At 71.2% G+C, this 18,466-nt stretch carries 19 protein-coding genes and 1 rRNA gene; 7 read left to right on the top strand and 13 right to left on the bottom strand.

Going from position 1 to position 18,466, the window contains the following annotated elements:
• Position 1: 1 nt before the first annotated feature.
• The 8 genes from J5X75_RS10535 to glnII all read right to left on the bottom strand — a co-directional run bounded on the left by J5X75_RS10535 (position 2) and on the right by glnII (position 8,921).
• Positions 2–2,893 carry a glycosyl hydrolase gene (locus tag J5X75_RS10535; protein WP_208467165.1) on the bottom strand — a complete coding sequence of 964 codons (2,892 nt, stop codon included), beginning with the start codon at positions 2,891–2,893 and terminating at the stop codon, positions 2–4.
• 127 nt (positions 2,894–3,020) lie between these two features.
• Positions 3,021–3,341: a hypothetical protein gene (locus tag J5X75_RS10530; protein WP_208467164.1), complete on the bottom strand. Its 321-nt coding sequence runs from the start codon at positions 3,339–3,341 to the stop codon at positions 3,021–3,023.
• A 12-nt stretch (positions 3,342–3,353) separates the two neighbouring features.
• The gene (locus J5X75_RS10525) at positions 3,354–3,866 is read right to left on the bottom strand and encodes a hypothetical protein (protein ID WP_208467163.1); all 513 of its coding nucleotides are present in this window, start codon (positions 3,864–3,866) and stop codon (positions 3,354–3,356) included.
• A 67-nt stretch (positions 3,867–3,933) separates the two neighbouring features.
• Positions 3,934–6,288, bottom strand: a complete 2,355-nt coding sequence (locus J5X75_RS10520; RefSeq protein WP_238487679.1) for a rhamnogalacturonan lyase family protein — start codon at positions 6,286–6,288, stop codon at positions 3,934–3,936.
• Positions 6,289–6,373: 85 nt separating this feature from the next.
• On the bottom strand, positions 6,374–6,751 hold the full coding sequence (locus J5X75_RS10515) for an ATP-binding protein (RefSeq protein WP_208467162.1): 378 nt from the start codon (positions 6,749–6,751) through the stop codon (positions 6,374–6,376).
• Positions 6,744–7,073 (bottom strand): STAS domain-containing protein, encoded by a 330-nt coding sequence (locus J5X75_RS10510; RefSeq protein ID WP_208467161.1) that lies wholly within the window; start codon positions 7,071–7,073, stop codon positions 6,744–6,746. The genes J5X75_RS10515 and J5X75_RS10510 overlap by 8 nt, the downstream gene beginning before the upstream one ends.
• A gap of 48 nt (positions 7,074–7,121) precedes the next feature.
• Positions 7,122–7,883: an N-formylglutamate amidohydrolase gene (locus J5X75_RS10505; protein ID WP_208467160.1), complete on the bottom strand. Its 762-nt coding sequence runs from the start codon at positions 7,881–7,883 to the stop codon at positions 7,122–7,124.
• 36 nt (positions 7,884–7,919) lie between these two features.
• Positions 7,920–8,921: a glutamine synthetase gene (gene glnII / locus J5X75_RS10500; protein WP_208467159.1), complete on the bottom strand. Its 1,002-nt coding sequence runs from the start codon at positions 8,919–8,921 to the stop codon at positions 7,920–7,922.
• A gap of 171 nt (positions 8,922–9,092) precedes the next feature.
• Here glnII and J5X75_RS10495 point away from each other — a divergent pair, with 171 nt between their 5' ends.
• The gene (locus J5X75_RS10495) at positions 9,093–9,581 is read left to right on the top strand and encodes a MarR family winged helix-turn-helix transcriptional regulator (RefSeq protein WP_208467158.1); all 489 of its coding nucleotides are present in this window, start codon (positions 9,093–9,095) and stop codon (positions 9,579–9,581) included.
• On the opposite strand, the gene J5X75_RS10490 is transcribed toward J5X75_RS10495, so the two are convergent.
• The gene (locus J5X75_RS10490; protein WP_208467157.1) at positions 9,559–10,428 is read right to left on the bottom strand and encodes a LysR family transcriptional regulator; all 870 of its coding nucleotides are present in this window, start codon (positions 10,426–10,428) and stop codon (positions 9,559–9,561) included. The genes J5X75_RS10495 and J5X75_RS10490 overlap by 23 nt on opposite strands.
• A 74-nt stretch (positions 10,429–10,502) precedes the next feature.
• Here J5X75_RS10490 and J5X75_RS10485 point away from each other — a divergent pair, with 74 nt between their 5' ends.
• Entirely contained in the window at positions 10,503–11,168 is a 666-nt protein-coding gene (locus tag J5X75_RS10485; protein ID WP_208467156.1) for a type 1 glutamine amidotransferase domain-containing protein, read from the top strand.
• Positions 11,169–11,213: 45 nt separating this feature from the next.
• Entirely contained in the window at positions 11,214–12,074 is an 861-nt protein-coding gene (locus tag J5X75_RS10480) for a universal stress protein (RefSeq protein WP_208467155.1), read from the top strand.
• A 370-nt stretch (positions 12,075–12,444) separates the two neighbouring features.
• Here J5X75_RS10480 and J5X75_RS10475 read toward each other — a convergent pair whose 3' ends face one another.
• The gene (locus J5X75_RS10475; RefSeq protein WP_208467154.1) at positions 12,445–12,900 is read right to left on the bottom strand and encodes a response regulator transcription factor; all 456 of its coding nucleotides are present in this window, start codon (positions 12,898–12,900) and stop codon (positions 12,445–12,447) included.
• Between the two features lie 155 nt (positions 12,901–13,055).
• Here J5X75_RS10475 and J5X75_RS10470 point away from each other — a divergent pair, with 155 nt between their 5' ends.
• From J5X75_RS10470 to J5X75_RS10455, 4 genes are all read left to right on the top strand, one after another.
• On the top strand, positions 13,056–13,979 hold the full coding sequence (locus J5X75_RS10470) for a siderophore-interacting protein (RefSeq protein WP_208467153.1): 924 nt from the start codon (positions 13,056–13,058) through the stop codon (positions 13,977–13,979).
• A gap of 63 nt (positions 13,980–14,042) precedes the next feature.
• Positions 14,043–14,405, top strand: a complete 363-nt coding sequence (locus J5X75_RS10465; RefSeq protein WP_208467152.1) for a protealysin inhibitor emfourin — start codon at positions 14,043–14,045, stop codon at positions 14,403–14,405.
• Positions 14,406–14,761: 356 nt separating this feature from the next.
• On the top strand, positions 14,762–16,420 hold the full coding sequence (locus J5X75_RS10460) for a polysaccharide biosynthesis tyrosine autokinase (RefSeq protein ID WP_208467151.1): 1,659 nt from the start codon (positions 14,762–14,764) through the stop codon (positions 16,418–16,420).
• Between the two features lie 164 nt (positions 16,421–16,584).
• A complete protein-coding gene (locus J5X75_RS10455) occupies positions 16,585–16,866 on the top strand; it encodes a hypothetical protein (RefSeq protein ID WP_208467150.1) in 282 nt (93 codons plus the stop codon).
• A 57-nt stretch (positions 16,867–16,923) separates the two neighbouring features.
• Here the strand turns inward: J5X75_RS10455 and J5X75_RS10450 are convergent, their stop codons facing one another.
• The 3 genes from J5X75_RS10450 to rrf form a co-directional block, all read right to left on the bottom strand.
• The gene (locus J5X75_RS10450) at positions 16,924–17,358 is read right to left on the bottom strand and encodes a CBS domain-containing protein (RefSeq protein ID WP_208467149.1); all 435 of its coding nucleotides are present in this window, start codon (positions 17,356–17,358) and stop codon (positions 16,924–16,926) included.
• A gap of 101 nt (positions 17,359–17,459) precedes the next feature.
• Entirely contained in the window at positions 17,460–18,089 is a 630-nt protein-coding gene (locus J5X75_RS10445; RefSeq protein ID WP_208467148.1) for a hypothetical protein, read from the bottom strand.
• Positions 18,090–18,182: 93 nt separating this feature from the next.
• Positions 18,183–18,299 (bottom strand): 5S ribosomal RNA (gene rrf, locus J5X75_RS10440).
• Positions 18,300–18,466 lie beyond the last annotated feature (167 nt).

Genomic DNA, 18,466 nt, shown 5'->3' with positions numbered 1-18,466 from the left:
CTCACTGGTAGGGCAGGGTCACCGTGGAGAGCTCGCCCAGCGACACCGTGCTCGCCGCGGAGCCGATGGCACTCCAGATCTCCACCTTGACCGTGCCGTTCGCCAGGTCGCCGAAGGACCCGGTGGTGGTGACCCGTCCGACGGCGTCGGTGTACCGCTCCCATCCGGTGACCGGGTCGGTGGCGAAGTAGCGGTAGGTCTCGACCCGGTCGAAGCCGCCGTCGCCGGTCAGGTCGTACGACACACGGACCTGGGTGGCGTTGCCGACCGAGGTCCCGGCGTCCACCGAGATGCCGAACGCGGTCGCGGCGCCGGAGCGGTAGGCCATGGTCAGCCCGGTCGCGGTGAACGTGATCGGCGAGTGCGGCTGGTTGTCGTTGGCGCCCGACGCCCTGGCCACGGTCGCGGCACCGGCGGCACCCGCGGCGTCCGGCAGCGCGCCGCCGGTCTGCAGGTAGCGGACCGCTCCCCCACCGGCCGGCGGGCTGGGAGTGGTCGGCGTCGGCGTCGGGCTGGAGGGGGTCGTGGGGGTCGGGTCGATCCCGCCACCGGTCGCGCTGCCGCCGGACCAGTTCACCGCGCCGCTGGCGACCGTCTGCCCGGCCGGCACGGTCAGCACCCTGCCGTCCGAGAAGGTCACCGTGAGCGCCGCATCGGTGATGTTGGACGCGACGTACGTCCTGGCGCCGTTCCGGCTGAACACGCGGTGGAGCGGGTGGTCGGCGGTGACGGTGGGATCGGTCGTGCCGAGGGCGGCGAGGTTGCGGATCCAGTGGAACGTGTGCGCCTTGGTCTCGCCCTCCTCGGGGGTGTAGCCGCTGCCGGCCCGAAACCTGCTCAGCGCCGCGTCGCCGTCGCCGAGCGCCAGGTACTGCCAGGCGATGTCCTGCCAGATCGCCGGTTCGTGCCCGGCGTTGGCGACCATCTCGGCATAGTTGCGCCGGACGTACGCCGGGTCGTCGCCCAGGTAGAGGTGGCCCCCGGTGACCGGCAGCAGGTTGATGCCGTGGATCTGCTCGGGCGCCGAGGCGAACCAGGTGGCGTAGGCGCCGCCGTCACCCCAGACCATGCCGACCGTGCCGTGGCCGAACGCCGTCGGGAAGTTCTCGTCGCGGGTGTCGAACCAGTATTCGCTGATCGCGGCCGACTGCGTCGTCCAGATGAAGATGCCGGCGTCGCGGATCGCGGTGTCGCCGGTCGCCTGCCCCCACTGGATCAGCGCGTTGGCGAAGTTCATCCCCTCCGACGACGACTCCTGGTTGTTGCCGGCGAAGAACGCGCCGTGCCCGGCCGCCCAGTCGTGCCCGGCATAGATGTCGAAGTCCCGGAGGTACGGGAACCGGTTGTCGCCACGGTCGTAGTTGTTGGCGTCGCGGATCAGCAGGTCGACCATGCCGCCGTAACCGGACCTCGCCGCCCAGGACGGATCGAACTTGGCCAGCGTCGCGGCGGCGGCGATGAAGTAGCCGTAGTGGAAGTGGTGGTCGTTGAGTTCCGCGTCGGAGCCGTACGACGCGGGATAGCCGATCAGCGTGCCCCAGTTCCGGTCGTAGTAGAACAGCTTCCCGGTCTTGCCCGGCGTGGCGGTGAACCAGTCGGTCAGCTTGGCGCGGATGGCCGTCAGCGCGGTGTCCCGCACGTCGGTGCGGCCGAGCTGGTCGGCGATCTCCGCGATCCGCGCGCCGGCGCCGAGCGCCTTGCCGGTCCAGTAGGTGTCGTTCCCGAGCACGTTGACCGGGTTGTCCTTGACCTGGTCCAGGTAGCCGTTGAGGGTGGTCAGGTCGGCCCCGGCGCCGTCGGCCACCGCGGGTATCTCGGGCAGCACCCCGTGGTAGACCGCCGAGGTGGTGTACGACGACGCGCCGACGAGATTCTTCATCGCCCCACGTGCGGTGACGTAGGTCTGCGCGATGGGCGTCGCACCGGTCAGCGCCCGCCACTGGTGCGGGTAGAGGCCGATCACGGTCCCGGAGCCGGAGCCCTCGCGCGCGGTCGTGGTGTACGTGTACGTGGTGGCGACCCGGCTGGTGGCCTGGTCATACCGGTACGACACCCGGGTGCCGGTGACGTGGTGGTGCGCGTACGCGCCGAAGCTGGTGGCCAGGGCGACCTTGTCGGCGGTGCTGGTGGCCGGCGTGGTCGGCAGCACCGCGATGGAGAAGTAGCCCTTGCCCGCCAGTGTGGAGGTGATGGTGGTGCCGCTGACCGACCAGGTGGCCCCGGTCGGCGCGTAGGCGACGTAGTCCCGGCCCGAGATCGAGTAGCCGATCCGCCCGCCGCTGTCGGACCACACGGTCGGGGTGCTCTTCGCGGTGATCCGGGCGTCGCCGCCGGTGATCTGGAAGTACGCGAACGGCAGGCCGTGGCCGATGGTCGCCCTCATGGTCCGGGCGCCGTCACTCCAGTACGGCGTGACGGTCCAGTCCGTCCAGGAGTCGACCAGGGTCCGTGGCGCGTTCAGCCCGGCCACCCCGGCGGTGAAGTCCTCCTGGTAGGGGTAGTGGTATTCGCCGACGCCGGTGGACGAGCCACTGATCTGCGGCGTGGTGTTGTAGGAGAAGCCCAGCCCGCCCGCGGTGGTGTCGTAGCTGGCCGGATGCGCGTGCAGGTTCTCGCTGTAGGCGCAGTCGAACTTCTTGAAGACCAGCGACGACCACCAGTCGTTGGTCGGCACCGGGCCGGCCGGTGCGCCGGCGGTCATGAACTGGCGGGGGTTCGTGGCCAGGTCTCCGCAGCCGGTGGGCAGGCTCGCTCCGGCCGGCAGGGTCTCGGTGTAGCCGCCCGCGCCGACGGTGGCCGCGTCCGCCGTGCCGCTGACGGCCACCGCCGCGAACCCGGCCGCGACGGCCACGGCGGCGGTCAGTGCGAGGGCCCGGCCGCTGACAGATCCCATCACGCCTCCACTGCGTTCGACCCGGTGGCAAACGCCCGTGAGAGCGCTCTCTGCGCTTGAAACGGTAAATGCAGACAATGGATTGCGTCAATGTTTCCGAGCTGTTAACAAGCTTCCCTGTCCGCGCTCACGCGAGCCGGCCGGGCGCCCACTCCTCGGCGGCGCGCGTCCAGGCCGCGGTTCCTCCCGCCAACGGCCATGCCCGGGTACGGGCTTCGGCGTGCTCCGCCTCGCGAAGATCCGTCCCGAACCGCTGTCGGAGAATGGTCAGCGCCGCCGCGGTTCCCGGATGGCGCCGGATGATCTCCTCGAGCTCCAGGTAGCGGTCGACGACCAGGCGCGTGACGACGGCGGCCTCGGCCGGGTCCACGCGGTTGAGCTCGAGCCACGGCGGTTCCCGGCCCTCGGCGAGGGCGGCCGCCAGCCGGTCGTGCCCGTCCAGCACCACGTAGCCGCACAGTCAGCTGGCCCACCAGAGCAGCACCGGGGGCAGGCTGCCGTCGCGGGCCTGCTTCCGGTAGGCCTTGACCCGGCCGTCCGACGGGCCGGCCGGCGTCCGCAGCGGCAGCACCGGCCAATCGCCCTCGTAGTCGACGTAGCCCTGGTCCGCGGAGCACAGCTGCCACCGCGTCCGCAGCCGGGGCACGCGCGAAGTCAGCACCCATCGGCCCTCGTGCAGTGGCCCGGACCCCGAATCGGAAAGCTCTGACCGGAAGTGATGCGCCCAGCGCGCCCACCACGTCGCACCGCCGTCGACCGCGACAGCGGCCGCGTGGGCGGCCCGCAGGGGCGGGACCGGCGAACGGTAGCGCCCGGTACGCGCGTAGTCGACACCGTAGTGACCGTCGTCGACGCGGCCCAGCAGCACCGGCTCGTCGCCCTGCCGGATCATCAGCATCCGGCCGCCGGTCACCTCGAACCGCAGCGGCGGGCGGCGGCCGGGCGCCGGCGCGACGTCGAACAGAAGGTCCACCGGGCCATGATGGACCGGGGCGTCCCGGCACCGCGACGGCTTTCCACCACGGCGCCGGGACCCGGGCTCAGCGGACGTAGATGGTCGGCTGAGCCGGGGTGGTCATGCCGTTGCCGAGGAAGAAGCTCGGGTGCGGCGGCTGGTTGTACGCGGTGTTCTGCCACGCCAGCGCGACCCGGTACTGGGCGTCGTGGGCCAGCGTGTGGATCCGGCGGTCGGTGACCGTCGGGGTGCTGTAGATGCGCAGCGCCGACGAGTCGGACAGCCGCCAGACGATCTCCTCGCGCCAGTCGCCGAGGATGTCGCCGGAGAGCGCCGGGGTCTGCTTGGTGCTGTTGTTGGAGGCGACTCCGGAGCCGGTGAGCAGGCGGGTGTCGCCGCTCGTGCCGTACTTGTCGACCCGGGTGGCGTCGACCAGCTCACGGACCGGGTCGGCGTCCCACCAAGCCAGGAAGTTGGTGGACGACGGCTTGCGGCCGACGTTGGCGCCGGTGGTGGCGGTCAGCCCGTCGACCGAGGACGACCAGGCCTCGGCGCCCGCGCTGCCGGCGTAGACGTCACCGGCCACGGCCCGGCCGTTGTCGCAGCCGCAGGAGGGGTGCGACCAGATGACCGCGCCGGTGCGCCCGTCGAGCATGGCGTCGGTCGGCTGCGAGGTGGACTCGGAAGGCCGGTACACCTCGATGCCGGCCCGGGACGGGATCAGGTCGCCGACGTGCAGGGCGTCGCCGTGGCCGAGACCGCTGCGCCACATCAGGGTGCCGTTGTCGTTGATCGCCGCGGCGCCGTAGATGATCTCGTCCTTGCCGTCGGCGTCGGTGTCGGCGATGGACAGCTGGTGGTTGCCCTGCCCGTACGCCCCGGTGTTGCCGCTGCCGGAGTCGTAGGTCCACCGGCTGGTCAGCGTGCCGTTGCGGAAATCCCAGGCGGCGATCACGGCCCGGGTGTAGTAGCCACGCGCCATGATCAGGCTGGGCCGCTGCCCGTCCAGGTAGGCGGTGCCGGCCAGGAACCGGTCGACCCGGTTGCCGTACGAGTCGCCCCACGACGAGACCGTGCCACGGGCCGGGTTGTAGGTGACGGTGGACAGCGCGGCGCCGGTCTGACCGCTGAACATGGTCAGGTACTCCGGCCCGGAGAGGATGTAGCCGGACGAGTTGCGGTGATCGGCGGTGGCCGAGCCGATGGTGACGCCGGTGCCGGACACGGTGCCGTCGGCGGTCTTCATGGCGATCTCGGCCTTGCCGTCACCGTCGTAGTCGTACACCTGGAACTGGGTGTAGTGCGCCCCGGCCCGGATGTTGCGGCCCAGGTCGATGCGCCACAGCCGGGCGCCCTGCAGGGTGTAGGCGTCCACGTACACGTTCCCGGTGTAACCGGACTGCGAGTTGTCCTTGGCGTTGGACGGATCCCACTTCACGAAGATCTCGTAGTCGCCGTCGCCGTCCGCGTCACCGACCGACGCGTCGTTGGCCGAGTAGGTGTAGGCGACGCCGTCCGGGGTGGTTCCGCCGGCCGGCACCTGGAGTTTCACGTCCAGGTAACCGTTGCCGAAGGTCAGCGACGTGGGCGAGTCACCCTGCTCGGCGCCGCCGGCGACGGCCCGGACCGTGTACGTGGCGGTGGCCGCCGCACCCGCGTCCAGGTAGTTGGTGGAGTTCGTGATCGGCGTCGCGTTGAGCTTCGTGCCGGACCGGTAGACGTTGAAGCCGGTGGCCGCCGATTCGGTGCCGAGCAGCCGCCAGGACACCAGGTTCGCGGTGCCGGAGCGGACACTGATCAGGCCCCGGTCGAGGTCCTCCATCTGCCGCCCGCTCGTCGCCGGCGTGCTCGGGGAGGCGGTGGCGGTCGGCCCGGAGACGTAGTTGAACGACCACTGCATGCGGGCCACGTCCGAGCAGGTCTCCTGCACGATCGGGTTGTTGCCGGCGGTCGAGCCGTCCCTGTTGCTGATGCACAGCCCGGTGGCCACGCTCTTGACCAGGAACTTGCCGGGCGCCGCGGCCGACGCCGTGAACGTCCACAGCTGGTTGGTCTTGGTGCCGTCGCCGCAGCCGTACTGCTGGAGCTGGGTGCCGGAGACGGTGGTCGCGCTGGGCACGTCGACGCACCGGCCGCTGTTGCCGTTGGCCAGATTGAACCGCCCACCGGCCTGGCCGACCGCCTTCCACTGCTGGTCGGTGGCGGTGGCGTCGCAGGCGACCTGGACGAGGAGCGCCGAGTTGTCCAGCGAGGCGCCGGTGACGTCCACGCACTTGCCGCTGGCGCCGGAGGCCAGCGTGTAGACGCCGCCGGCGACCGGGGTCGTCGCCGCGGCCGCGGGGATCATCGAGACGGTCACGATGCCCGCCGGGACGGCGACCGCGAGGACGCCGGCCGCGATCAGCGCCCGGCGTCGCCGCCGGGGTCGGGGTGAGGACATGGGGTTGCCTTTCGCCTGGGGATGCGGGGGATGGACAGGGGTCCACCGGCGTAGATGCCGCCGCCACCGGGCGATAACAGAAAATCTAGAGATCCAGGCAGATCCGTACGAGGGTGCCGCCCGGAACCGCGGTCGTGTAGACGGCGTCGCAGACCCGCTCGACGATCGCCAGCCCGCGCCCCCGCACCGCCTCGGCCGACGGCATGGCCCGCCCGAACGGCCGGTCGGATCCCTGGTCGACGACGTCGCAGACCAGGCGGCCGCCCTCCGCCCAGACCCGGATGTGGCCGCCGCCGCCGGTGTGCTGCAACGTGTTGGTGGTCAGCTCGCTGACCGCGAGGGTGAGCACGTCGACCCGGGCCTCGGACAGGCCGAGCGCCAGCGCCCGCTCGGTGACGAAGGCGCGGACGGCCCGCAGGTCGTCGGGAACGTGGTACGACATTCCATCGACGGTCTCAGACATGACGGCGCTCTTCGGCGGGAGCGCGCAGCAGGGTGTCGAGGCCGGTGAGTTCGAGGACGGCGGCGACCGGGCCGGTGGCGTTGAGCACGTAGACGCGGCCGCCGGTCTGCTTGGCGGCGTGGTGCGCCGTGACCAGGCTGTGCACTCCGCTGGAGTCGATGAAGGTGAGCCCGGCCATGTCGACGAACACGAGCCGGGCCTGGTTCACCGCGTCGAGCAGGACGGCGGTCAGCTGCTCGCGGGTCGCCAGGTCACACTCCCCGGCGAGTGCCACGACGACGCGGCCGTCGCCGGCGGATGTCCTCGCCTCGAAGTTCACCACCGGGTCATCATGTCACTCCGACAGCCGGAAAGCTGCCACCCGGGCGGGTCACCGGTGCGCCGGAACCGTATCGACGAGGATGGCCAGCGCCCGGGCCAGGCGGTCGATCCCTTCGGTCGGTGGGCCGCCCGGCTCGACCATGTACTGGTCACGGCGGATCTCCACCATCAGCGCCCAGACGGCCTGGTCCCGGTCGTAGTGCTCGAGCGGGACGTAGCAACCGGCGAACGGGCTGTTCAGGCCGGTGTCGCCGAACGCCGCCCGGGCCGCGGCCAGCAGCCGGTCCGGGGTGTGCACCGGATGGGTGCCCAGGCAGACCGGTGGGCGCGGGCCGTCGGCGTGCAGCTCGTACGGCAGCGGCGCCGTCGGATAGGAGTGCACGTCGAGGATCACCGCACGCCCGGTCGCGGCCAGGCGGTCGTCGACGAGGCCGGTCATCGCTTCGGCGTACGGATGGAAGTGCTCGTGCAGGAGCTTCGCGTCGCGCGAGGGATCGTCGTCGCGCAACCGCCGGCCGGCATGGCCGTGGGTGTAGACCGGCCCCATGCCGGCCCGGACCATCTCGTCGTCGATGAACCGCTCCGGGTCGACGACCAGGCGGGACAGCCGGTTCATGAAGATCCACGGCCGCCGGGCCGCGGTGGCGGCGGCGCCGAGCGCGATCAGATCGGTGTGCGCGTCGGTGAGGTGGTCCAATTCCTCGGCGACAATGTCCGGATACAGCCCGGATTCAATGACATTCCGGGAGGAATGGGGTACGTGCAGGATCACCGGCGACGCGGGATCACCGGGGAGAACGTCGAAGGCCACCGCGCGAAGAATACGCACGGCGGCCTTCGGCGACGATCAGGCCAGCTCGGAGCAGATCGTGTCGATCAGCAGGCGGGTGACCACGTACGGGTCCACGTTGGCGTTCGGGCGGCGGTCCTCGATGTAACCCTTGCCGTCCCGCTCGACCTGCCACGGGATACGCACCGACGCGCCACGGTCGGAGACGCCGTAGCTGTACTCGGTCCACGGGGCGGTCTCGTGCAGGCCGGTGAGGCGGTGCTCGATGCCGGCGCCGTAGCCGTCCACGTGCTCCTGGCGCTTCTTGCCCAGCGCCTCGCAACCCGCGATGATCGCGTCGTAGCCCTCGCGCATGGCCTTGGTGGAGAAGTTGGTGTGCGCGCCGGCGCCGTTCCAGTCGCCCTTGACCGGCTTCGGGTCCAGGGTGGCGGAGACGCCGTGCTTCTCGGCGATGCGGTAGAGCAGCCAGCGGGCGACCCACAGCTCGTCGGCGACCTGCGGCGCGGCGACCGGGCCGATCTGGAACTCCCACTGACCCGGCATGACCTCGGCGTTGATGCCGGACAGGTGCAGGCCCGCGGCGAGCACCGCGTCCATGTGCTCCTCGACGATCTCACGGCCGAAGACCTCGTCCGCGCCGACGCCGCAGTAGTAGCCGCCCTGCGGGGCCGGGTAGCCGCCGCCGACCGGGAAGCCGAGCGGACGGCCGTCCTTGAAGAAGGTGTACTCCTGCTCGATGCCGAAGATCGCCTCCTGGTCGGCGTACTTCTCGGCGATCGCGCGCAGCGGGGCGCGGGTGTTGGTGGGGTGCGGGGTGCCGTCGATCAGCTCGACCTCGCACAGCACGATGATGTTGTCGCCGCCACGGATCGGGTCCGGGCAGATGAAGACCGGCTGGAGGACACAGTCGGACTTGTCGCCGGGCGCCTGGTTGGTGCTCGAGCCGTCGAAGCCCCAGATGCCGGGCTTCTCGCCGTCGGCCAGGATCTTGGTCTTGGAACGCAGCTTGGCGGTGGGCTGGGTTCCGTCGACCCACAGGTACTCGGCCTTGACAGCCATGGTTCTTTTTCTCCTCAAAATGGGGTACTCGGGGCGTACTCCGCTTCGCCTGGCTTAAGCTGAAAAATACCGACTAAACCCAGACCCAGCGCCAGGACTCTAACCCCCTTAGATCAACTCCACGTTTCCGTTCCCGCACCTCGGAAGCGTGATCCCGGTAACTTTGAAACAGTGGTGAGGCGTGAACTCGGCTATCTGGTCCTCCAGGCCGGCCGCCTCGTGCAGAGCGCCGTGGACGATGTGGCCGATGATTTCGAGATGCCCTCCCTGGATCTGCTCGCCCTCTACGTGCTCGGCCAGCACGAGGGTCTGACCGGGCGGGCGCTGGCTCGCATGCTGCACGTGCAGCAGTCCTCGGTCACCCCGCTCGCCGACCGTCTCGAGTCGGCCGGGCTGATCGAACGCGAACGCGACGAGACCGACCGGCGCCGGATCTGGCTGTGCCCCACGCCGGCCGGTCACGAACTGGCCGGACGGGCCGCCGCCGCGGTCCAGGCCACCAACTCGGGCGCGTTCGCCCCACTCTCCCCCGGCGCCGCCGCCGCGCTGTCCGCCCTGCTCGGCGAGGTCGTCGAACCCTGGATCACCGGCATCGTGACCGGTGGCGGGAAGGCCACCCTCGCCGGCGGCGGGCAGGTCACCAGCGACGGGCCCGGGTGAGCAGCGCCTCCCGGGCCCGGGCGATGTGCGGCTCGTCCCGGGTCGCCGTGCGGGTGGCCAGGTAGAGCGTGTTGATCGGCGGATCGTCGGTGGGCATGATCTCGGTCAGCGTGCCGTCGGTGAGGTCGTCGGCCACCAGGTAGCGGGGCAGCACGGTGGCGCCGATCCCGGCGACCGCGGCCGCGCGCAGCGCCCGCAGATCCGGAACGACCAGGACGGCCCGCCGGGGCGGTGGCCCGCCCAGGACGTGCCGCCACCAGCGGCGCACGATCGGCAGCTCCTCGGCGTAGGCCAGCAGCGGCAGCTCGTGAACGTCGGCGCGGTCCCGGGCGCTCAGGAACAGCGGCGCCGCGACCAGCGTGAACTCCTCGTCGTACAGGGGTTCGGCGTGGATGCCGGCCCGGCGCGGGCGGACCGCGCTGACCACCAGGTCGAGCCGCCCGTCGGACAGCTCGGCCAGCAGGTCGTCGGCCAGCCCGAGCCGGACCCGGACGCTCACCCCGGCCTCGAACGTGCCGGCCAGCGACGGCAGCACCCGGGCCGTCATCAGCTCGGCCGGCCCGCCCAGATGCAGGGTCCGCCCGGCCGGCCCCGGCGTGCCGAGCAACCCGCCGACCACTCCGGCCAGCACGTCCATCGGCCCGTCCAGCCGGCGGGCCAGGTCGTCGGCGGCGGCGGTCGGGGTGACCCCGCGCGCCCCGCGCACGAACAGCGGCTGCCCGATCCGCGATTCCAGGCCGCGCAGCTGCGCCGTCACGGTCGGCTGGGACAGCCCGAGACTCTCGGCCGCCCGGGTCAGCGTGCCCGCCCGGTAGACCGCCAGGAACGTGTGCAGCAGATCCAACATGCCATCAGTATTCCTATGGCTGCCAAAACTTCTTCTCTTGGTTTCCGATGGCTGGTGCGAGGCATCGTAGGGACATGACCGCAACCAAGAAGATCCTCATCGGCCTGACCAGTCACGGCGACCTGGGCGGGCTCCGCTCCACCGGCTACTACCTGCCCGAGGCGGCACACCCGTGGCAGGTCTTCACCGAGGCCGGCTACACCGTCGAGTTCGCCTCGGTGGCCGGCGGCGAACCGCCGGTCGACGGCGCCGACCTGTCCGACCCGGTGCAGCGCGACTTCACCGAGCGGGTCGACCTGACCGCCACCCCGCGGTTCGCCGACGTCGACCCGGCCGGCTACGACGCCGTCCTGTTCGCCGGCGGGCACGGCGCCATGTGGGACTTCCCCACCGACACCGCCCTGACCACCTTCGCCCGCGACCTGTACGAGCGCGGCGGCGTGGTGGCCGCCGTCTGCCACGGCCCGGCCGCCCTCGTCGGCCTCACCCTGTCCGACGGCACCCCGCTGGTCGCCGGGAAGAACATCGCGGCGTTCACCGACGCCGAGGAGAGCGCGGTGGGCCTCACCGAGGTGGTTCCGTTCCCGCTGCAGAGCCGCCTCGAGGAGCTCGGCGCGAAGCACACCGGCGCCGCCGACTGGCAGCCGCACGTCGTCACCGACGGCCGGCTGGTCACCGGCCAGAACCCGGCCTCGTCGACCGGTGTGGCGCAAGCCGTGCTCACGGTATTGAAGAACTGATCCCGACCCACCACGATCAGGGGAGGAGCACAGGGAGGCGGCGCCGTGGCCACTCAGAGGATCGTCGTGGGCTATGACGGATCGTGCGACGCCCGGAAGGCCGCCCGCTGGGCGCTGGACGAAGCCGAGCGCACCGATGCCACGGTGGAGCTGCTGTACGCCTTCGAGTGGCCCAGTTACGTCCCCGCCGCCGCGATGATGCCGGCCGCCGCCGTCTACCCCGACACCGACACCGACGACGCGGTCGGGGAGATGCTGTCCCGGGCGATCGAGGCCGCCGCCGTCACCCATCCCAGCGTCCGGCTGCACACCCGGGTCGAACACGGCACCGCGGCGGTGGCCCTGGCGCAGCGCAGCGCCGAGGCCACCCTCGTGGTGGTCGGCGGGCCCCGCCACTCGGCCGTCCGGGCGCTGCTCGGCTCCACCAGCGCCTCGGTCGGCACGCATGCCCGCTGCCCGGTCGTGGTGGTCCGCGGTGAACCCCGGGACACCGACCCGGTGGTCGCCGGGGTGGACGACTCCCCCTCCGCCGGCCTGGTCCTCGGATTCGCCTTCGAGCAGGCCGCGGTCCGGGGCGTCGGCGTGCGCGCGGTGCACGGCTGGCCGGCGCCGGCCGGCCGTGACCTGCTCTCCGACGCCAACCTGTGCGCGGTGGCCGGCGAGCGCCGCCGGTTGCAGGCGGTGGTGGACTGTTGGCGGCGCCGCTTCCCGGGCGTCCCGGTGAGCACCGAGATCCTGGTCGGCGCCCCGGGCGAGGTATTGGCCGAGGCGGCCGCCGGCGCCCAGCTGGTGGTGGCCGGCGCCCGGGTGCGCCGAGTCCTGCGGGTGGCGCTGCGCCCCTCGGTCGGCCGGCATCTGCTGCATCGCGCCAGGTGCAGCGTCGCCCTCGTACACGGCGCCCGCTGACGGCCCGCACCACCCAGCGGGCGCGGCACGGGTCCTGACCACCCACCTCACTAGCGGGCCCGGCCACTCCGCTCACGCCCGGCGGGCGCGGCATGGCCGCAACCAACCATCCGCACGCCAGGCGGCCGCGGCACGGCCCGCACCACCCACCTCACTCGCGGGCCCGGCCACCCACTCACGCCCGGCGGGCGCGGCACGGCCGCAACCAACCATCCGCACGCCAGGCGGCCGCGGCACGGTGCGCACCACCCACCCCACTCGCGGGCCCGGCCACCCACTCACGCCCGGCGGGCGCGGCACGGTCCGCACCACCCACCCGCCTCGCGGGTCGCCCACGGCGGGACGGGTAGGCGTACGAGATAGGGGTTTTTCAGTCGCCGAGCGGAAGCAGGCGCTGGACCCGGCGCAGGAGCTCGGCCGAGGCGAAGGGTTTGACCAGGTAGTCCTCGGCGCCGACGATGTGCCCGAGGTCGACGTCTGCCGGCGCGCCGTGGCTACTGACGATCATCACCGGGATGTCCGCGGTCTGCGGCGACGAGTGCAGCTCGTAGCAGAAGCCGAGCCCGTCGAGCCCCGGCATGGAGACGTCGAGCAGGATCAGCTGCGGTCGCTCGTTGACGGCGAGGGCCATCGCGGTGCGGCCGTCGGCGGCCTCCAGCGTGTGGTAACCGGCGGCCCGCAGATGGAAGGCGATCAGATCGCGGATGCCCTCGTCGTTGTCGGCGACGAGGACGGTCGGCGGATGGATGGTGCTGGACCAGTCTCCGACGGCCCACGGCATGCTCGCGTCGCTGAACGTGATCTCCGTGGTCGGTGTCTGCGGCATGTCGCCCTCCTCGTCGCTGGTGACAGTCCGTTCGGCGACGGCGGGCCGGATCGGTGGACAACCGGCGTTGCGGTAAGGGAGCGGGTGGGCCGGTGGTGCGCTTTCCGGGGCCAGCGGTTAGGTTAGGGTTACCTTAAGAGACGCGGGAGGCTTCCGTGACCCAGACCGTCGTGCCCACCGAGGCGCCCCCGTTCCGGTTCTTCCCGGCCCGGGTCGCCCGGCTGACCCGGCTGAGCCCGAACTTCCTGCGGGTGACGTTCACCGGCGACGACCTGGACCGGTTCGCCGACAACGGCTGGGACCAGCGGATCAAGCTGATCCCGCCGCTGCCCGGCAGTGGTCACGAGCACATGCCGACCGGTCTCGACTGGTACACGCAGTGGCGTGACCTGCCGGAGGACCAGCGCAACCCGATCCGGACCTACACGGTCCGCGCCGTCCGCACCGCCGAACGCGAGATCGACGTCGACATGGTGCTGCACGGGGTGACCGGCCCGGCCTCCCGCTGGGCGGTCGACGCGGTCCCCGGCTCGACCATGATGATCATGGGCCCGAACGCCGACTTCCCGGGCGTGGCCGGCGGCATCGACTTCCACCCGCCGGCCGCCACCCGCCGGATCCTGCTGGTCGGCGACGAGACCGCGACCCCGGCGATCTGCTCGATCCTGTCCGCGCTGCCGGCCGGCGCGGTCGGTGAGGCGCTGCTGGAGGTGCCGTCGGCCGGCGACCACCTGACCGTCGCCGCGCCGCCCGGGTTCACCGTGACCTGGCTGCCCCGCGACGGCGAGGCCCACGGGATGAAGCTGATCCCCGCGGTGCGCGCCGCCGCCGCCCGGCTGCTCGCCGACTGCACGGCCCCGGCCGCCCCGGCCGAGCTGGAGGACGTGGACGTGGACCACGACCTGCTGTGGGAGGTGCCGGAGGAGTCCACGGCCACACCGGACGGCTTCTACGCCTGGCTGGCCGGCGAGGCCGCGGTGATCAAGACGTTGCGCCGGCACCTCGTGTCGGAGTGCGGGGTGGACCGGCGCGCCGTCGCGTTCATGGGCTACTGGCGGCTGGGCCGCCCGGAGAACTGATCCGCCTGTTCAAGAATCGACAGTGCCCAGTGGCCTTGATCTGACAGCCGTCGTGTCGGGTCGATGCCACTCTCTTCAGACGTGACCTCCCATATACGAGCCGAGCTGCGCCGGACCGGCGGATTCACGGACCGCTCCCTCCGCGTGGTGCTCGACTCCGCGACCCTTCCCCTCGATGAGGCCCGCGAGCTGCGCCGCCTCGTCCAGGACCTGGACCTGACCAGGGTGGGCGCGGAGATCGGCGCGGCCTGCCGGGCCGATCTGACCCGTTACCAGCTGGCCGTCGAATGCGGCGGGCGGCACTGGCGCGCGACCGTGGCCGAGCCCACGGTCCCCGCGGAACTGCGCCCCCTCCTGCGGTTCCTCACCCGTGCCGCCCGCGCCCCCGTGACCGCCGGTACCGACCCGGGCGGCCCGCCCCGGTGACCGAGGCCCGCGGATCAGGGATGACACGACGGGCAAACAGCTTTAATGCAGTACGACACCGGGCGAAATCGGAATGCGCATACCGTGCAATGGCCGCCACTTTCGGTGAATGCTCCTTCTGCGGACTTCCGGACAATTGTCGGAATCGATGACGAGATTCGCGTCATATCCCCGGCCGGCAGCGCTCACCGGCCGTAGCAACGAGACGGAAATCGCCGGAATGATCGACGCGGGAAGTGATCGATCGGTGGAAGAATCTCCGGCTTGAGATCCGAAAACGGGGAGGGACTGCCGCGATGACGACCTACGGACGATCCGCGCGACTATTGCGCCGATACGGTCCATGGACACTGGTGGTGACGACGGCGGCAGTCGCTGCCGCCTACGGTCTGAACCAGTCGGCGCCATCCGGCTACGAGTCCGAGGCGACGGTCCTCGTCGAGGCCCGCCTCACCGCCGCGGCCCCGGCGACCGTGGGCCCGAGCGCCGCACCGACCACCGCGTCCATCCTCACACCGGTGACCCCGGATGTCGGCACGGAGCGTGCGGTCGCGCTCTCCGACGCGGTCGTGCTTCCGGCCGCGGGCCGGGTCGGCGCCGACAAGGCGTCCTTCCTGGAGGACCTCACCATCGAGGTCACCCAGGACGCGAACGTGCTCCGCTTCGCCTACACCGCGGACAACCGCTTCAGCGCCCGGATCCGTGCGCGGGCCCTCGTCGAGGCGTACGTGAACTACCGCGCCACCGGACCCACCGGCGTGACCGTGCTCAGCGAGCCCAGCCTCCCCGACACCCCGGTGACCCGCCCGCTCGGCCCCGACCTGGCCGCCGGACTCGCGGCCGGCCTGCTGCTCGGCGCCGGCACCGCGCTGCTGCGCTCCCGTACCCGTGGCCTGATCCGCGGCCGCGACGACTACGAGCGGCTCACCGGTGTGCCGGTGCTCGCCACCGTGCCCCGCCACAAGCGCCCGGCCGGCACCACGAGCGGCGCCCCGGTGGTGCTGCGCGATCCCACGTCGCCGGCCGCCGAGTCGTACCGCTACCTGCGCACCCGCCTGCAGCCGTCACTGCGGCCGACGACCGCCACCACCGTCCTGGTGACCAGCCCCGGCGACCGGCAGGGCCGGACCACCACGGCCGCCAACCTGGCCGTCACCCTGGCCCAGGCCGGCCGCTCGGTGATCCTGGTCGACGCCGACCTGCGCCACCCGCAGCTGCACCACGTCTTCGGGATCTCCGGCGAGTACGGCCTCACCACCCTGCTCGACGGCGAGGCGGGAGTCGAGGAGGTCCTCGAGGAGACGCCGGTTCCCGGCCTGCACGTCATCCCGGCCGGCCGGCGCGAGGAGGGCGAGCACGTCGACCTGCTCGACAGCGGCCGGCTGGCCCGGGTCCTGCACGCCGTCCAGAAGCACGCCGACGTGGTCGTCCTCGACTCGACGGCGGTGCTCAGCGCCTCCGACGCGATCGCCCTGGCCGCGCTCAGCGACCACATCCTGCTGGTCGGCGACTTCGCCCGGACCAGCCGGGAGTCGGTCCGCCGGGCCCTGGACGAGCTGGCCGAGGTGGTGCACGACAACGTCAGCCCGGTGCTGGTGAACGTGCCGAAGAGCGCCGGCGCCCTGGTGCCGCACGCGCGCACCCAGCCGACCGGGATCACGCCGCACCACGAGCCGCTGACCCGCGACCGGCTGGTCTCGGACGCCGACGACGTGGCGCCGCCCGGGGTGACCCAGCATGCCTACGTGGAGGTCGCCGAGGAGGAGGACGACGAGGCCGAGGCGATTGCCGAGTACTTCGCCCGCACCACCACGGTCGCGGTTCCGGTGATCTACGGATCCGCCAACACGGCCACCGTCTACGCCTCCTCGACGGCGGCCGAGTCGTCCGCCGCTTCCGACTCCTCCTCCGCCGTTTCCGACTCCTCCTCGGGCGCCGACGCCGATTCCACCGAATCCGCTGATTCCACCGACTCCATTTCGGAACCGGAGGAGCCTGCCGAAGCTCGCAGCTGACCCCCGGTTGTGTCGGTTCTCGGACAACGCCGGACGTACTGTCCGATTAGCGTCGGTCCTGGAGCGTGAACCCATGTTGGTTTCCGGTTTCGACGGGGCAAACCCATCCAGAAGCCGAGCCGAGGCGAATCTCCATCGGGCATATGTCCAAAGAGAGGTGAGCGATGACCACGAACCAGATCACGTACGGTGACGCGCCCGAGAGCGTCGACTCCATCTCCGGGAACGGCTCCGCCGACTCCCCCTCCCGCACCCGTCAGGCCGTCACCACGGCCCGGACCAAGGCTACGGCCGCCGGCCAGGCGGCCCGCCGGAATCCGAAGTCGACGACGGCCACCGTTCTCGCGCTGGCCGGCGCGGCGGCGGCCGCCGTCTTCCTGCACCGGCGCCGCGCCGCGAAGGCGTCCCGCGCCCGGGGCCGGCTGGCCTCGCTACTGCACCGCTGACCGACCGGCACGAAAGGACGCCACCGCCCACGTTCGGGCGGTGGCGTCCTCGTGTGTCTACCGCTCGCCGGTGATGTACCCGGCCAGTTCACTCCGCTCGGTCTCCAACTCGTCGATCCGGTTCTTGACCACGTCCCCGATGCTGACCACCCCGCGCAGCACCCCGTCCACCACCACCGGAACATGCCGGAACCGCCGCTCGGTCATCAACCGCTCGACGTCCTCCAACCGCGAATCCGGCGTCACCGTCCGCACCTGTGTGGTCGCGATCGCACTCACCGGCTCCGTCAGCACGGCCGCCCCACGAGCCGCGAGGGCCCGCACCACGTCCCGTTCACTGACGATGCCGTCGACCACCACGCCATCGCGCGACACCACCGCCGCCCCGATCCGGTGCTCCGCCAGAACGGCCAACAGCCGCTCGGTCGTAGCATCCGGATTCACCGTGACGACCTGTCCACCCTTCACCCGGAGAATGTCACTGATCCGCATCGCCCCTCCTTCATGGTCGGCTTGCGTACCCCCTCTATGCCGAAAACAGCACGCTCCTGTCAAGAAGGACCTTTTTCGGGGTACGCCCACAGCGCCGCCACCTAGTAGCAGGCTTCGCCTCTCATCTCCAGGTCGATGCGGTCCACCAGGTTGTGCTGGACCCGGATGTTGTAGGTGGCGTCCCTGTTCCCTGGCACATCGACCTCGCCGTACGCGAACTCCGCATTTCCACCGATAACCATCGCGAAGTCAGGGTACGCCTCCAGCACCTCGGCGTAGCTGCTGTTGAACTCGATGCCCTCCACCGTCCTGGTCCCCCAGTAGGCGCTGATGGCGACCAGGCCGTGACCGCCCTTGAAGTGAAGCTGCGCATTGCCGTCGTCGGTCTCGAGCCAGTAGTCGCCGCTGCACGTGTCACCGGTCGAGCCGACCTTGGAAACCACTCCGGTCGCCAGCGCCTGTTTGAGGGTCATGCCAAGTTTCAGAGGTCCCGCCCCGTCCGGCCCCAGCACCAGATCGAGCGGTTTCGGCCTGCTGCTCGCCACCGCCGGCTCGGTAGGTGACGGGCGCACCACGGACAGCGAAACGGATAGCGACGCGATCCGGCTGGGCGTGGGGCTCGGCGTCGCGGCCGAGCTGGGTGGAGCCGCACCGACCGGCACCGCGGGCCCGTCCACGCGGGTCGGCGGACGGTGGCATCCACTGATCAGTGTCAGTCCGGTGACCGCCACCGCCAGCCCGATGATGTGTCGCATTCCGTCCAGTATTCACGAGACAAAAAGAAAGGCCCACCCCGTACGGGGTGGGCCTTTCTATCACGTTGAGTCCGGCGGCGTCCTACTCTCCCACACCCTCCCGAGTGCAGTACCATCGGCGCTGGAGGGCTTAGCTACCGGGTTCGGAATGTAACCGGGCGTTTCCCCTCCGCTATGACCACCGAAACAGCCATCAGCGTGCGACACAACCAGCAACCCACAGTGTGGGGTGGTTGTTCGTTTGCTGTGAATCACACAGTGGACGCAAGTAAAATGTTTAGGGTGGTTAAGCCCTCGGCCTATTAGTACCGGTCAACTCAACACGTTACCGTGCTTACATCTCCGGCCTATCA

This window comes from Actinoplanes flavus, from assembly GCF_017592555.1.
Classification (GTDB): Bacteria; Actinomycetota; Actinomycetes; order Mycobacteriales; family Micromonosporaceae; genus Actinoplanes; species Actinoplanes flavus.
The sequence above is the reverse complement of the archived record's forward strand: the minus strand, read 5'-3'. Positions and strand labels throughout refer to the sequence as shown.